The following is a 15,092-nucleotide window of genomic DNA, read 5'->3' on the forward strand; positions in this document are numbered from 1 at the left end:
CCCATGTCCGCCACGGAAGCCGCGCTCCGCCGTCATCAGCAGCGCAACCCGGATGGCCGCGTGCGGGTCGTGCGAACCGAGACACCCGCCCTGGCCGGGCGCCGCCTGGCGCAGGAGCTCGCGCGCGGCATTGAGGGCGAGGTGCGCTTCGACGACGGCAGCCGCGCCCTCTATGCCACCGATGCCTCGAACTACCGCCAGGTGCCGATCGGGGTGGTGGTGCCGCGAAGCCTTGCCGATGTGGAGCGCACCATCGCGATCTGCCGGCGGCACGGTGCGCCGCTGGTCGCGCGCGGCGGCGGCACCAGCCTTGCGGGGCAGACCACCAACACCGCGGTGGTGCTCGACTTCTCGAAATACCTCAACCGCATCATCGGCATCGATCCGGCGCAGCGGCGCGCGCGGGTGCAGCCCGGCTGCATCCTCGACCACCTGCGCCACGCGGCCGGCGAGCATGGGCTGACCTTCGGCCCGGACCCGGCCACGCACAACCACAACACGCTCGGCGGGATGATCGGGAACAATTCCTGCGGTCCGCATTCCATCATGGCCGGCCGCACCGCCGACAATGTCGAGGCGATGGAGATCCTCACCTACCGCGGCGACCGCTTCACCGTCGGCCGCACCAGCGAGGAGGAACTGCGCGCCATACTCGCCGCCGGCGGTGCGCGGGCGGAGATCTACCGCGGGCTGGATGCACTGCGGACGCGCTATGGCGACCTGATCCGCCAGCGCTTCCCGCGCATCCCGCGGCGCGTCTCGGGCTATGCCGACCTCGACAAGCTGCTGCCGGAGAACGGCTTCGACGTGGCGAAGGCGCTGGTCGGCACCGAGGGCACCTGCGTGACCGTGCTGGAGGCGACGCTGCGCCTGGTGCCGGACCCGCCGGAGCGTGCGCTGGTGGTGCTCGGCTTCGACAGCATCTTCGCCGCGGCAGACGCCGTGCCGCGCGTGCTGGAGTTCGGCCCGATCGCCTGCGAGGGCATCGACCAGTTCCTGGTGGATGCCATGCACCGCAAGCACCTCAACGAGGAGCGCATGAAGGTGCTGCCGGGGACGCATGACTGGCTCGTGGTGGAGTTCGGCGGCGACACTGCGGAGGAGGCAGCGGAGAAGGGTGCGCGCCTCTGCGCCGCCTTCGCCGGCACTCCGCAGGTGCAGCCCAAGCTGGTGCGCGACCCTTCGGAGCAGGCGCAGGTCTGGCAGGTGCGCGAGGCCGGGCTGCCCGGCAGCGCCTATATCCCGGGCCTGCCCGAGACCTGGGAAGGCTGGGAAGATACCGCCGTCCCGCGCGAGCGGCTGGGCGACTACCTCCGCGACTTCCGCGCATTGTGCGAAGGCTATGGCTACGACACTCCGATGTACGGCCATTTCGGCGACGGCCTCGTGCACTGCCGCATCACCTTCGACCTCAAGCACGAGGAGGGCGTGCGCATCTGGCGGCGATTCCTCGACGAGGCGGCGGATCTGGTGGTCCGCTATGGCGGCTCGATCTCCGGCGAGCATGGCGATGGCCAGTCGAAGGCGGCGCTGATCGGCAAGATGTACGGGCCGGAACTGATCGAGGCGTTCCGCGAGTTCAAGGCGATCTGGGACCCGGACGGGCGGATGAACCCGGGCAAGGTGGTGGACCCCTATCCCATCACCTCCAATCTGCGGCTCGGCCCGTCCTATCAGCCGCCGGAGCTGCGCACGCATTTCTCCTTCGCCGAGGAAGGCGGCTTCGCCGATGCGGCGGAGCGCTGCGTCGGCGTCGGCAAGTGCCGCCGCACCGATCCCGAAGGCGGCGTGATGTGCCCGAGCTTCCTCGCCACGCGCGAGGAGAAGCACTCCACCCGCGGCCGCGCGCGCATGCTGTTCGAGATGGTGCATGGCGGCCCGGTGGATGACGGCTGGCGCAGCGAGGCGGTGCACGATTCGCTTTCACTTTGCCTTGCCTGCAAGGGCTGCAAGAGCGACTGCCCGGTGCAGGTGGACATGGCGACCTACAAGGCGGAGTTCCACTCGCACTACTATGCCGGCCGGCTGCGGCCGCGCGCGGCCTACTCCATGGGGCTGATCCAGGACTGGGCGCGCCTCGCCTCGCTGGCACCTTCGGCAGTGAACGCGCTGATGCGCGCACCGGGAATCGCGCCGGCGGCGAAATGGGCGGGCGGCATCGCCGCGGCGCGGCAGCTGCCGCGCTTCGCCGAGGAGCCCTTCACGCGCTGGTTCGCCCGCCGCGATTCGCCACGCGGCTCCGGGCGGCGGGTGATCCTCTGGCCCGACACCTTCAACAATTTCTTCCGGCCGGAGACCGCCAAGGCGGCGGTGCGGCTGCTCGAGGCCGGCGGATACGAGGTGCATATCCCGCGCCGCACGCTCTGCTGCGGCCGGCCGCTCTACGATTGGGGCATGCTCGACCGCGCCAAGCGGCTCTGGCGCCGCACGCTCGACACGTTGCGAGCTGACATCGAGGCCGGCATGCCGGTGGTCGGGCTGGAGCCCGCCTGCGTCTCGGCCTTCATGGACGAGTTGCCGAACCTGTTCCCGAAGGACAACCTGGCGCGCCGGCTCAGCGCCAACACGCACCACATCGCCGATTTCGTGATGCGTGAGCCGGACCGCTTCCCGCTACGCCGCGCCGAGGGCGAGCGCGCCAAGGTGCAGATGCATTGCCACCACCATGCGGTGATCCGGCCGGGCGGCGAGCAGCGGTTGCTGGCGCATCTGGGGGTCGAGGCGGAGATCATGCGGCATGGCTGCTGCGGCATGGCCGGCAGCTTCGGCTTCGAGCAGGAGAAATACGGCATCTCCCAGCAGATCGCCGAGCGCGGCCTGTTCCCGGAGCTGCGCGCCGCCCCGCGGGAGACCTGGGTCATTGCCGACGGCTTCAGCTGCCGCGAGCAGATCGAGCAGGGCACAGGTCGCGGTACGGTGCATGTCGCGCAGATCGCGGCGGCGTGCCTGGGACGAAGCGCGCCATGATCGGCTTCTACGTCCTGGTGCTGCTGGTGCTGGCGCTCCTGCTTGCCGGCCCGTGGTGGCCCTTTAGCCGCGGCTGGGGATTCACGCCGGCCGGCGTGATCCTGGCCGGGCTGCTGCTCTGGGCGCTGGTCGCCTGGTTCGCCTTCATCCCCTTTGCCTGGCCCTGGGCGGTGGCGGCGCGCGGCCCGGACCTGCCGTGAGTCAGTCTCCCGGGAAGGCGATGGTGGAGAGCAGCGCCAGCTCCGCCTGACGGCTGTCGAGCCGCGTGTGCTGCACCACCACCGGCACGTCGGAGCGTAGGACGCTTGCGTAGTCGGTATCGCGCGGCACCGGCGCGGGGTCGGACAGATCGTTGAAGCGGATATGCCGCGTGCGCCGCGCCGGCACCTGCAGCCGGTACGGCCCCACCGGCTCGCGGTCCGCAAAGTACAGCATCAGCTCCAGCGTCGCATCGCTCTCGTTCGGATTGAGCACGCAGAGCGTCTCGTGGCTTTCCATCGCCCGGCCCCCGCCGGTGCTGCTGCCCGGAATGTAGCCCTCGGCAATTGCCCAGGCCGTCCTACCGATCATCGCGCATCCTCCTGCCGTTGCGGCGCACGCCGCTGCCTGCCCGCGCGGCGCGTGCCGCCGCCTGCCCGTGCGGCGCGTGCCGCAACGGCAGGAACCGCGACGGGCGCAAGGTGTTGCACTCGACGGACTTCGCAACGTCATCAGGGAGGGTGGTCTGGCCAGGAGGAAGGCAGCGCGCGCCGCGGTGGTCACCGGCGCCTCGGCCGGCGTCGGCCGTGCCGTCGTGCAGGCGCTGGCGCGGCGTGGCTGGCACCTGGCGCTGATCGCCCGCGACGGCGCTGCGCTTGAAACGGCACGCCTTGAGGCGGAGGCGCTCGGCGCACCACGCGCGCTGGCGCTGCCGGCCGATGTCGCCGATGCCCCCGCCGTCTTCGCGGCCGCCGAGCGTGCGGAGGCGGAACTCGGCGGCCTCGATCTCTGGATCAACGATGCGATGGTGACGGTCTTCGCGCCGGTGGCGGAGGTCACGCCCGAGGAGATCCGCCGGGTCACGGAGGTGACCTATCTCGGCACGGTGCACGGAACCATGGCGGCGCTGCGGCACATGCGCCCGCGCGGGCGCGGCACCATCCTGCAGGTCGGCTCCGCACTCGCCTACCGCGCCATTCCGCTGCAGGCCGCCTATTGCGGCGCGAAATTCGCAATCCGCGGCTTCACCGATTCGCTGCGCTGCGAGCTGCTGCACGAGGGCAGCCGCATCCGCCTGACCATGGTGCAGCTTCCGGCGGTCAACACGCCGCAATTCGACTGGGCGCGCAGCCACCTGCCGCGCCGCCTGCAGCCGGTGCCGCCGATCCACCAGCCCGAGGCTGTGGCGGAGGCGATATGCCGCGCCGCGGAGAGCGCGCCGCGCGAGCTCTGGGTTGGCGGTCCAGCCGTGCAGGCAATCCTCGGCGGCATGCTGGCGCCGGGGCTGATGGACCGGCTGCTCGCGCGCCGCGCACATGGCGGCCAGATGACGCCGGAGGCCGCGCCGGCGGAACGGCCCGACAACCTCTTTGCGCCGGTGCCCGGCCTGCATGCCACGCATGGTCGCTTCGACCGCCGTGCGCGCCCGCGCGTGGCCGCGGTGGATCCGTCCCTGCTGCGCGGTGCCGCCGCGCTCGCCGGGCTGCTCGCGCTGCCGCTGGCCTTCGTCGCCGGGCGCGCCCTCGGCGGGAGGCGCTGAGCCGATGGCCGGACGCATCGAGGGCTACGCGATCATCGGCGACTGCGAGACCGCGGCGCTGATCGGGCGGGACGGTTCGGTGGATTGGCTGTGCTGGCCGCGCTTCGATTCCGATGCCTGCTTCACCGCACTGCTCGGCGGGCCGGAGCACGGGCGCTGGCGCATCGCGCCTCGCGACGGTCACGCGGCGACGCGTCGGCGCTACCGGCCGGATTCGCTGGTGCTCGAAACCGAGTTCGAACTGCCGGATGGCAGCCGGGCGCTGGTGACCGACTGCATGCCGATGCGTGACGGGATCTCCCAGATCATCCGCCAGGTGACCGGCCTTGCAGGGCGCGTTGCGTTCCGCTCCGATATCACGCTGCGCTTCGGCTATGGCGCCAACGTGCCGTGGGTGACGCAGCTGCCCGATGGTGGCGGCATCCGCGCGGTGGTCGGGCCGGACATGGCGGTGCTGCGCACGCCGGTGCCGCTGCACGGCGAGGAGTTCTCCACCGTCGGCGATTTCGAGGTCGCGGCGGGCGAGTGCGTTCCCTTCGTGCTGTCCTATGCGCCCTCGCACGGGCCCGTGCCGGGCCACACCGATGTCGCGGCGGCGATCGAGGAGACGGACGACACATGGCGCGGCTGGGCCTCGCGCTGCCATCCGGCGGGCCGTTGGTCGGCGGCGGTGCGCCGGTCCGCCATCACGCTCAAGGCGCTGACCTACGCGCCGACCGGAGGCATCGTGGCGGCCGCCACCACCTCCCTGCCGGAGGCGATCGGTGGGCCGCGCAACTGGGATTACCGGATCTGCTGGCTGCGCGACGCCACGCTGACGCTGCTCGCGCTGCTCAATGCCGGCTACCGGGAGGAGGCGGTGGCCTGGCGCGACTGGCTGCTGCGCGCGATCATGGGCAGCCCCTCCCAGGTGCAGGTGATGTACGGCGTGGCCGGCGAGCGGAACCTGCGCGAGACGGAGGTGGAGTGGCTGCCGGGTTATGAGGGCTCGCGGCCGGTCAGGGTCGGCAACGCTGCCTACCGGCAGAACCAGCACGACGTGTTCGGCCAGGTGCTGGATGCGCTGCACCAGGGGCGGCGGCGCGGCATCCCGTTCTCCAGTGATGCCTGGGCGCTGCAATGTGCGTTGCTCGAGCAGGTCGAGCGGGTCTGGCAGGAGCCCGACTACGGCATCTGGGAAGTGCGCAGCGGGCCGGAGCACTTCGTGCATTCCAAGGTGATGTGCTGGGCGGCGGTGGACCGCGCGGTGCGCGACGTCGAGGCGTTCGGGCTGAAGGGGCCGCTGTCGCACTGGCGCGCGCTGCGCCAGCGGATCCATGAGGATGTCTGCCGCAACGGCTACGATCCGGAACTCGGCAGCTTCGTGCGTTCCTATGGCTCGCGAGCGGTGGATGCGAGCCTGCTGCTGCTGCCCGCGATCGGCTTCCTGCCACCCGAGGATCCGCGCATCCGCGGCACCGTCGCCGCCATCGAGCGCCGGCTGCCCTGCGACGGCATGGTGCGGCGCTACGACGTGAACGAGGCGCCGGACGGGTTGGTGGGCGGGGAGGGCGCATTCATCCCCTGCAGCTTCTGGCTGGTGGAAGCGCTGGCGATGGACGGAAGACGGGACGAGGCCGTCCGCATGTTCGAGCACCTGCTCACGCTGCGCAACGATGTGGGCCTGCTCGCGGAGGAATACGACCCGGACGCGAAGCGCCAGCTCGGCAACTTCCCGCAGGCCTTCTCGCATGTGGCGTTGATGAACGCCGCCTATCTGCTGGAAGGCAGCGCGCCGCCGCCGACCGGCGAGCCCGCCGGGCCGGACCCGGAGGCGGGCCGGCCCGACTGAGGCGCCGCACCGACCGGCTCCCAAGGTAAGCGGGGCTGCCGAGCTTTGGACGCGGTTGGCTCGCGGGAGCCGCGCCCGGAGGGCAAGATGTCGCTTCGTGTTGCCCGGCCGGGGCGCGACGCCTAGGATCCGGCGGATTGACGACATGAAAAGAACACGGGGGCGGGGCGTCCTATGATCCGTGGGGCAACATCGGCGGCACCTGCGTGCCGGCCGTCCCTACCAGGGGCAGATCATCCGATGGGTGCGATCTAGTGCGCGAGCCTGTCGTCTCGCTTCAGGCCATCGCACCGGCCGCGCCAGCCGAAACCGCGGCTGCAGAAGAGGGGCTGGACAAGAGATCGGCGCAGTTGGCGCAACGCGCCTCGCTTCTCGTCGCCATCCTCGGCGGCGCGCTGGCCGCGATCCTGACGCTCGGCCCGCGTATCCTCGACGTCCGCGATCTCGGCTGGCTGCTGCATGGCACGCTCGGGCCCGATCCGGTTGCTTATCTGCTGGCCTGGAAATACTTCGCGATCTCGCCCTGGTCCTGGCCGCTCGGCCTCAACCCACTCTATGGCCTCGAACTGTCGAGCGCGATCTTCTACGTGGACGCCGTGCCGCTGATGGCCTTCATCGCCAAGGCGCTGCGGCCGCTGGTGGAGATCCCGCAATACTGGGGGCCGTGGATGGTGCTGAGTGCCGCGCTGCAGGCGGCGCTCGCCTGGCGGCTGCTGGGGCTGGCCGTGCGCGACCCGGTGGCGCGTGCCCTGGGCGCGCTGCTGTTCGCATGGCAGCCGCTGCTGCTGAACCGCATGGGCGGGCATTTCGCGCTGGTCTCGCAATGGGCGATCCTGTGGGCGCTGTGGCTCTGCCTGCGGCCGGAGGCACGGCGGCAGACGCTGCACTGGCTCGGCTGCCTCGGCCTGATCGCGATGCTCAACCCCTATGTCATGGCGATGTGCCTCGCCCTCTGGGTGGCGGATTGGGTGACCCGCGCGCTACGCGGCGCGCCGCGTAGCGATCTGGCGTTGCAGGTGCTCGCGGTGCCTGCGGTGGTGGCGGCCGCGCTCTGGGCGGTGGGCTACTTCACCGTCTCCGGCGAGGTGGTGCCGATGGGCCTGCATTACGGCCAGGTGCAACTCGACCTGACCGCACCCTTCGACGCGGTGGAATGGGGCCGGCTGCTGCCGGCGCTGCCCGGCCTGCGGCACTGGGAGCATGGCGGGTCCTATCTCGGTGCTGGCGCGCTGCTGCTGCTTGGGGTGGCAGCCGCGATGGCGCTGCGCGGCGGCGGCGTTGGCGCGGTGCTGCGCCGGTACGCGGTGCTGATCCTGGTGCTGCTCGGCATGCTCTGCTTCGCCATCTCGAACCGGGTCGGTGTGGCGGGGCAGGTGATCACGCTGTTCGAATTGCCGGCGCCGGCGGCGCGACTGGCGGAGATGCTGCGTTCCTCCGAGCGCTTCTTCTGGCCACTGGCCTATGCCGCGATCTTCGCTGCCGTCGCGCTGCTTGCCGCGCGTCTTCCCAACCCGCGGCTGCGGCTGTTGCTCGCGGCGGCCTTCCTGCTGCAGATGGTGGACATCGATGCGGGCATGGCGAAGTTCCGCGCGCTGGTTGCCGAGGCGCCGCGCATCGCCGCGGAGCGGCTGCCCGATCCCTTCTGGTCGCAGGCGGCGCTGCGCCATGTGCGGGTGCGCGCCGTCCCGGCCGCGAATTTCGGGCTGCAGTGGGAGCCGGTGGCGCGGTTCGCGGCGCGCCATCGGTTGCCGACCGATGCTGTATATCTCTCGCGCGTGGATCCCGCGGCGATCCGCAGCCTCAACGCCCGCACGCTGGCCGATCTCGCCGCCGGAAGGTGGGAGCGCGGCACGCTCTACGTGCTACGGGACGAGGCGACGCGTGCGCTGGTGGCGCGCCGCGCCGATTCCGGCCGCGACCTGCTGGCGGTGATCGACGGCGTGCGGGTCTTCGCCCCCGGCTGGTTCGCTCGATAGGACCGGGCGCGCGGGAACGCCGCCCGCGCCGCAGGGTTCTTCCCGCGCATCTCTCGGGAGACGGACCATGCCCGCACCGATCACGCGGCTGATGGGAAGCACGCCGGCGCGCCTCAGGCGCGATTTCCGCCACGACGACAGCGCACTGATGCAACTGCGGCGCGGTACTGCGGCCGTGTCGCTGCTCGGCATCGGGATGATGGCGGCGACGACGCTGCTGCAGATCGGCGCGGTGCGGCGGCTGCCCGACCCGCCGATCCGCGGCTTCGACACCACCCGCGTGAACACCAGCGACGAGGCGTACAGCTACGGCGGCCCGGACAGCCCGATCAACATCCTCGCCCACGCCACCAACCTGGTGCTGGCCACCACCGGCGGCGCGGACCGCATGCGCCGGCATCCCTGGCTGCCGCTGCTGGCCGTCGCGGTGGAAGCGCCGCAGGCGGCAGTCGCGGCGAAATACCTGTTCCACCAGATGCCGAAGGTGGACCGCGCCTGGTGCCCCTATTGCATCGTGGATGCGCTCGCGCATTTCGCGACGTTGGCGCTGGTGCTGCCGGAGGCGTTCGGCTCGCTGCGCCATCTCCTCGCTCGAGGGCGGCGCACCGGCTAGACCCGAGTTGCCCGGACTGTGTCCGGGCAACTCGGGTCCAGCCCTTTCGAGCCGGCGATTCACGCCCTGGCGTGCCCGCCTGCGGCGTGCACACCCAGGGCGATCGCGGGCTAGGGCGACGGCCGGTCGGTAACGACGCCGCCGGATTGCATCGGCGCCGTGCCACCGCCATCCTGGTGGCGCGCAGCCGGGAGCAACGCGACGCCATGCCGAGAAGCCGGACCGAACGGACCATGCCATGAGCGGGCCGCCGATGGAGCGTCCGATCCGGATTGCCGTGGATATCGGCGGCACCTTCACCGACCTGCAGATCCTCGATCCGCGCAGCGGCGCGGTCCATGCATGGAAGACGCCGACCACGCCGGAGGATCCCTCGCTCGGCCTGGTCACCGGCGTGCGCGAGGCCGCGGAGCGCTTCGGCTTCGCGCTGGCCGAGGTCGGGCTGCTGCTGCACGGCACAACCATCGCCACCAACGCCGTGCTGGAACGCCGCCTGCCGCCCGGCGCGCTGCTGACCACCGAAGGCTTCGAGGATGTGCTGGAGATCACGCGCCATTACCGGCGCGAGCTCTACGCCCTCGCGCCCGACCCGCCGCCGGTGCTGGTGCCGCGCGACCGCCGCCTTGGCGTGCGCGAGCGGATGCGCGCCGACGGCAGCGTGGAACGCACGCTCGACGAGGCGCATCTGCTCGGCCCGCTGCTGGCGCGGCTGGACGCGACCGGCGCGGAGGCTGTCGCGGTCTGCCTGCTGCACGGCTACGTCAACCCGGCGCATGAGCAGCGTGTCCGCGACCTGCTGGCGAAGGCGCGGCCGGGCCTCGCCGTTTCGCTCGCCTCCGAGATCAGTCCGGAGATCCGCGAATACGAGCGCAGCTCCACCACCGTTCTGAACGCGCTGCTGGTGCCGGTGGTGCGCGCCTACCTGGAAAGACTGGAACGCCGGCTCGGCGAGGGCGGCTTCCAGCCGGTGGTGCTGCTGGTGCAGTCGAGCGGCGGCGTGTGCAGCCTGCGTGCGGCGGCGGAGCAGCCGGCACGCCTGCTGCTTTCCGGGCCGAGCGGCGGCACGCTCGCGGCGGCGCGGTTGGCGCAGGAACTCGGCCGGCCGAACCTGGTCGCGGTGGACATGGGCGGCACCTCCTATGACGTGTCGCTGGTGCAGGATGGCCGCGTCGGCCTGGTCACGCAGGGCGAGGTGGACCGGCTGCCGGTGCGGCTGCCCATGGTGGAGATGCGCACCATCGGCGCCGGTGGCGGCTCCATCGCATCGGTGGACGCGGGCGGGCGGCTGACGGTCGGGCCGCGCAGCGCCGGTGCCAAGCCGGGGCCGGTGGCGTACGGACGCGGCGGCGTGGAGCCGACGGTCACCGATGCGAACCTGGTGCTCGGCCGGCTGGATCCGGATTTCTTCCTGGGCGGCAGCATGCAGCTGGACATGCCGGCGACGCGCGCGGCGATGGCGGCTTGCGTTGCGGAGCCGCTCGGCCTCTCGCCTGAGGATGCGGCGGAGGGGATCCTTGCCGTCACCAACGCCAATCTTGGAGCCGCGGTGCGGCTCTCGCTGTTCGAAAAGGGGCTCGATCCGCGCGACTTCGCGATGCTCTCCTTCGGCGGCGCCGGTGGCCTGCACGCGACGGATGTGGCGGCCGAACTGGGCATCGGCGAGGTGGTGTTCCCACGCAACCCGGGCACGCTTTCGGCCTACGGCATGCTGTTCAGCGACCTGGTGCAGGACATCGCGCGGTCCCGCATGATGCCGGCGGTGCCCGGAAGTCTGCCTGCGCTCGCCGCACTGCTAGCGGAGCTGCGCGGGGAAGGCGCGGCGCGGCTGGCACGGGACGGCGTGGCACCCGCCGACCAGTTCCTCGAGGCGGCGGCCGACATGCGATATCACGGCCAGGCCTTCGAGCTGCTGGTGCGCTGGCCCTCTGTTGCCGATGTGCCGGATGAGGCCGCGCTGGCGCGTCTCGTTGCCGACTTCCACGCGATGCATCGCCAGCGCTTCAGCTATGCGGACGAGACGGCAGCGGTCGAGATCGTCACGCTGCGCATCGCCGCGATCGGACGCCTCGCGCGGCCGCCCGTCGCCGATGCGGCTCCCGCCGCGCGGCCTGCGCGGAAGGGCATGCGTCGGCTTTACGAAGGCGGCGCCTGGCGCGAGGTGGCGGTGTACGACCGCGAGGCGCTGACGCCGCATGACATCATCGAAGGCCCCGCCATCGTCGAGGAAGCCTTCGCCACCCATGTCGTCGCGCGCGGCTGGCGCGCGGCGCTCGGCCCCGCCGGCGCGCTGATCGCAAGACACGAGGGAGGCACGCCATGACCGCGCCCGGCGACCGCCTCGGCCCGATCGAGGTCGAGGTCATCCGCAATGCGCTGACCGCCGCCGCGGCCGAGATGGACGTCACGGTGTGGCGCACCAGCCGCAGCACGATCGTGCGCGAATTGCTGGACTACTCGACAGCCATCTTCGACGCCGAGGGCAACAACGTCGCGCAATCCGCGCGCATCCCGAGCCACCTGAACTCGATGGGCCATGGTCTGCGCGAGCTGCTGGCACGGCACGTGGACGCAGCAGCCTGGGGCCCGGAGGACGTGGTCATCACCAACGACCCGTATTGCGGCGGCCAGCATCTGCCCGATATCCTGGCGTTCAAGCCGGTCGAGCACGAAGGCCGCCGCATCGCCTTTGTCGGCACGCTCTGCCACCACCTGGACATGGGCGGGCTGGCGGCGGGCAGCTACGCCGCGACGGCCACCGAGATCTTCCAGGAGGGGTTGCGCATCCCGCCGGTGAAGCTGGTGGAAGGCGGCCGCGTCAATGCCGGCGTCTGGGCGATGATCCGGCAGAATGTTCGCAAGCCCGATCTGGTGATGGGCGACCTGCAGAGCCAGCTGGCCAGCCTCGACGTCGGCGCGGCGGCGCTGCGCCGGCTGGCCGCGCGCTACGGCACGGAGGCGATGCTGGAGGCCGGCCGCCGCATCCTCGACATGAGCGAGGCGACGATGCGTGCCGCGATCCGCCGCATGCCGGACGGCGTCTATGAATTCGAGGACTTCCTCGACGATGACGGCATCGTGCTGGACCAGCCGATCCGCCTGCATGTGAAGCTCACCATCGCCGGCGACGGCATCGAGGTGGACCTCTCCGGTTGTGCGAAGCAGGTCGCCGGGCCGGTGAACGCGACGCTCGCCAGCAGCCAGGCGGCGGTGATGTTCGCGGTGATGTCGGCCGCCGACGATCCGGCGCTTGCCGCCAACGCCGGCTGCTACCGTCCGGTGCGGGTGATCGCGCCGGAAGGTCTGGTGGTGAACGCCCGCCATCCGGCGCCGGTCGCGCATCGCATCGCCGTCGGGCACCGGCTGCTCAACGCGCTGTTCGGCGCGCTGCACCAGGCGGTGCCGGAGCGCATCCCAGCCGCTTACTATGGCAATAGCTACGTCTGCACCTTCCAGACCGTCGCCGAGGATGGATCGCGCGAGGTGCTGGTGGAGATCGAGATCGGTGGCTCCGGCGCACACCCGGCGAAGGACGGGGTGAACACCTACGCCTCCGGCATGCACAACAACGCCAACATCCCCGTGGAGATGATCGAGAGCCAGATGCCGCTCGAGATCGCGCGCTATGGCCTGCTGCCGGATTCCGGCGGGGCAGGGGCACGCCGCGGCGGCCTCGGGTTGGTGCGGGAATGGCGCGTCCTCTCGGAACGCTGCGTGCTGACCGCCAACATGGACCGCTTCCATCACGCGCCCTATGGCCTGGCCGGCGGCCAGCCGGCCAACCGCGGCAGGCTGCTGCTGATCCGCGACGGCCGGGAGGAACCGATTCCGCCCAAGACCGACGGGCTGGTGCTGCTTCGGGGCGATGTGGTCCGGCTTGAGACCTCGGGCGGCGGCGGCTTCGGCGATCCCGCCGGGCGCGAGGCGGCCGCGCTCGCGCGCGACCTGGCGCTCGGCTACGTCACGCCCGCGGCGGCAAGGGACGTCTGGCGCAGCTGACCCGTTCCGGACGATTGTCCGGACAATTGCCCGCGCGCTAGACTGTGCCAGCGCGCCTCCGGGCGCGGGTCGGGGAGGGGTTGCGGGCGATGGCGGACGGTTTCGGCTGGCGACGGGAAGTCGGCGCGGTAACGCGCGTCACCAGGCATGCCGCGGAGCCGGGATCCGATACGCTGCCGGTGGCGCGCGCCGTGTCCGCGGGGGGCTTCGGTGCCCTCCTGTCGCAGCGCTGAGTCGCCACGGATGTCGCGCCGAGGCGTGGGCCAGCTTCGCGCTGCGGCGGCATCGGCTGGGCCGCTCTACCAGCGGCTCGAGACCGTGCTGCGCGATGCCATCGCGGAAGGCCGGCATCCCGTCGGCACGCTGCTCCCGGCGGAGGCCGAGCTGTGCACCCAGTACGGCGTCTCCCGCCACACAGTGCGCGAGGCGCTGCGCCGCCTGGTCGAGGCGGGCCTGGTGGAGCGCCGGCAGGGTGCCGGCACGCTGGTGGTGGCACGCGAGCCGCGCCGCAGCTTCGTCCAGTCCATGCGCAGCATCGACGAGCTGTTCCAGTACGCTGCCGGCACGCGCTTCGTCATCCTCCACCGCGGCATGGCGCCGCTGGCGCCGGACGAGGCGGCGCTGATCCCCGGCGCCCGCGCCGGCACGCGCTGGCTGCGGGCGGAGGGGCTGCGCATCGGCGCCGACGGTCGTGCGATCTGCCATGTTCTGGCGCTGATCCATCCGCGCTTCGCCGCCATCGCACCGGCCCTGCCGGAACGCAGCGCCATCTACGCGATGATCGAGCAGCGCTTCGGCGTGGCGGTCGCGGAGGTGGAGCAGGAGATCTCCGCCGGGCTGCTGCCGCCGGCCGTGCTGGCGGCGCTCGGCCGCAAGGGACGCTGCGTCGGGATGCGCTTCGTCCGGCACTACCTGGATGCGGAAGGCAGCCCGATGGTCGTTTCGGTCAACTGGCATCCCGCCGAGCGCTTCGCCTATGCGATGCGGCTGCGCCGGGGCGATGGCTGAGGCCGGCACCTCCGGGGTTTGACCTTTCGTGGCGGTGCCATAGAGTAGTTGTCCGGACAAGATCGGGAGACCCCATGGCCGCCGGGACCTACTGGCCGCAGGATGCACGCCTCGCACTGTCCTACGTCGTGAATGTCGAGGAAGGGGCGGAGATGTCCATCCGCGACGGCGACAAGGGCCCCGAGCCCGTGGATGAGCTCGGCGTCGCACTGAAGGCACCGATCCGCAACTTCGGCAACGAATCGAACTACGCCTACGGCATCCGCGCCGGCGCGCCGCGCGTGATGGCACTGCTCGGACGGCACGGCGCGCGCGCCACCTTCACCGCCGCCGCCGTCGCGCTGGAACGTGCGCCCGATCTCGCCGCCGCCATCGCTGCCGTGGGGCACGAGGCCTGCAGCCATGGCTGGCGCTGGGTGCACCAGTTCCGCCTTGACGAGTCCGGGGAGCGCGACTTCGTGCGCAAGGCGGTCGCGAGCATAGAGGCCACCACCGGCACGCGGCCGGTCGGCTGGCTCTCGCGCTACCTGCACACGCCGCGGCTGCGCGCAACGCTGGCGGAGGAAGGCTTCCTCTACCACATGGACGACTACAGCGACGACCAGCCGCGCTGGGATGTGGTGGAGACAAATCGCGGCCCGCGCGCCATCGTCATCGTGCCCTACGCGCTCGACACCAACGACATGAAGTTCTGGCTGGCCCCCGGCTATACGCCGCAGCAATGGCTGGACTATGCCGTCGCCACCTTCGACTGGCTACGCGAGGAAGGCGCGAGCGCGCCGCGCATGATGTCGCTCGGCCTGCATCTGCGCATCATCGGGCGGCCCGGGCGCATCGGTGCGCTGGATCGCTTCATGCAGCACGCGGCGAGCCGCCCCGGCGTCTGGGTCGCGACGCGCGCCGAGATCGCGCGCGCGTTTGCGGCAGCGATGCCGCCGCCCGCCGATCCGGCCGCGCACTGAT

Annotated in this window: 11 protein-coding genes; 10 read left to right on the plus strand and 1 reads right to left on the minus strand. The window is 71.5% G+C overall.

The window, feature by feature from the left end:
• Positions 1 to 3 precede the first annotated feature (3 nt).
• Both ACESM1_RS13110 and ACESM1_RS13115 read left to right on the plus strand, forming a co-directional pair.
• Positions 4 to 2,967: an FAD-binding and (Fe-S)-binding domain-containing protein gene (locus ACESM1_RS13110; protein ID WP_372620713.1), complete on the plus strand. Its 2,964-nt coding sequence runs from the start codon at positions 4 to 6 to the stop codon at positions 2,965 to 2,967.
• Positions 2,964 to 3,167 (plus strand): DUF3309 family protein, encoded by a 204-nt coding sequence (locus tag ACESM1_RS13115; protein WP_372620715.1) that lies wholly within the window; start codon positions 2,964 to 2,966, stop codon positions 3,165 to 3,167. The genes ACESM1_RS13110 and ACESM1_RS13115 overlap by 4 nt, the downstream gene beginning before the upstream one ends.
• Position 3,168: 1 nt before the next feature.
• Here ACESM1_RS13115 and ACESM1_RS13120 read toward each other — a convergent pair whose 3' ends face one another.
• Entirely contained in the window at positions 3,169 to 3,537 is a 369-nt protein-coding gene (locus ACESM1_RS13120; RefSeq protein WP_372620717.1) for a sensory rhodopsin transducer, read from the minus strand.
• 154 nt (positions 3,538 to 3,691) lie between these two features.
• Here ACESM1_RS13120 and ACESM1_RS13125 point away from each other — a divergent pair, with 154 nt between their 5' ends.
• The 8 genes from ACESM1_RS13125 (at position 3,692) to ACESM1_RS13160 (ending at position 15,091) form a co-directional block, all read left to right on the plus strand.
• The gene (locus ACESM1_RS13125) at positions 3,692 to 4,705 is read left to right on the plus strand and encodes an SDR family oxidoreductase (protein WP_372620857.1); all 1,014 of its coding nucleotides are present in this window, start codon (positions 3,692 to 3,694) and stop codon (positions 4,703 to 4,705) included.
• Positions 4,706 to 4,709: 4 nt separating this feature from the next.
• Entirely contained in the window at positions 4,710 to 6,536 is a 1,827-nt protein-coding gene (locus ACESM1_RS13130; RefSeq protein ID WP_372620718.1) for a glycoside hydrolase family 15 protein, read from the plus strand.
• A 350-nt stretch (positions 6,537 to 6,886) separates the two neighbouring features.
• Positions 6,887 to 8,512, plus strand: a complete 1,626-nt coding sequence (locus tag ACESM1_RS13135) for a DUF6311 domain-containing protein (RefSeq protein WP_372620719.1) — start codon at positions 6,887 to 6,889, stop codon at positions 8,510 to 8,512.
• Between the two features lie 67 nt (positions 8,513 to 8,579).
• Positions 8,580 to 9,125, plus strand: a complete 546-nt coding sequence (locus tag ACESM1_RS13140; RefSeq protein WP_372620721.1) for a vitamin K epoxide reductase family protein — start codon at positions 8,580 to 8,582, stop codon at positions 9,123 to 9,125.
• A 253-nt stretch (positions 9,126 to 9,378) separates the two neighbouring features.
• Positions 9,379 to 11,445, plus strand: coding sequence for a hydantoinase/oxoprolinase family protein (locus tag ACESM1_RS13145; RefSeq protein WP_372620723.1), 2,067 nt, complete (start codon positions 9,379 to 9,381; stop codon positions 11,443 to 11,445).
• Complete coding sequence (locus ACESM1_RS13150; RefSeq protein ID WP_372620724.1) at positions 11,442 to 13,121, plus strand: hydantoinase B/oxoprolinase family protein; 1,680 nt, start codon at positions 11,442 to 11,444, stop codon at positions 13,119 to 13,121. The genes ACESM1_RS13145 and ACESM1_RS13150 overlap by 4 nt, the downstream gene beginning before the upstream one ends.
• A gap of 258 nt (positions 13,122 to 13,379) precedes the next feature.
• Positions 13,380 to 14,129 carry a GntR family transcriptional regulator gene (locus ACESM1_RS13155; protein ID WP_372620726.1) on the plus strand — a complete coding sequence of 250 codons (750 nt, stop codon included), beginning with the start codon at positions 13,380 to 13,382 and terminating at the stop codon, positions 14,127 to 14,129.
• A gap of 74 nt (positions 14,130 to 14,203) precedes the next feature.
• A complete protein-coding gene (locus tag ACESM1_RS13160; protein ID WP_372620728.1) occupies positions 14,204 to 15,091 on the plus strand; it encodes a polysaccharide deacetylase family protein in 888 nt (295 codons plus the stop codon).
• The last annotated feature ends 1 nt before the right edge of the window (position 15,092 follow it).

The sequence above is a fragment of the Falsiroseomonas sp. genome (genome assembly GCF_041690465.1).
GTDB lineage: Bacteria > Pseudomonadota > Alphaproteobacteria > Acetobacterales > Acetobacteraceae > Falsiroseomonas.

Coding starts and splice junctions, on each gene's coding strand:
- ACESM1_RS13140 (WP_372620721.1), top strand. CDS start 8,580: ATGCCCGCACCGATCACGCGGCTGATGGGAAGCACGCCGGCGCGCCTC.
- ACESM1_RS13130 (WP_372620718.1), top strand. CDS start 4,710: ATGGCCGGACGCATCGAGGGCTACGCGATCATCGGCGACTGCGAGACC.
- ACESM1_RS13145 (WP_372620723.1), top strand. CDS start 9,379: ATGGAGCGTCCGATCCGGATTGCCGTGGATATCGGCGGCACCTTCACC.
- ACESM1_RS13150 (WP_372620724.1), top strand. CDS start 11,442: ATGACCGCGCCCGGCGACCGCCTCGGCCCGATCGAGGTCGAGGTCATC.
- ACESM1_RS13115 (WP_372620715.1), top strand. CDS start 2,964: ATGATCGGCTTCTACGTCCTGGTGCTGCTGGTGCTGGCGCTCCTGCTT.
- ACESM1_RS13160 (WP_372620728.1), top strand. CDS start 14,204: ATGGCCGCCGGGACCTACTGGCCGCAGGATGCACGCCTCGCACTGTCC.
- ACESM1_RS13110 (WP_372620713.1), top strand. CDS start 4: ATGTCCGCCACGGAAGCCGCGCTCCGCCGTCATCAGCAGCGCAACCCG.
- ACESM1_RS13120 (WP_372620717.1), bottom strand. CDS start 3,537: ATGATCGGTAGGACGGCCTGGGCAATTGCCGAGGGCTACATTCCGGGC.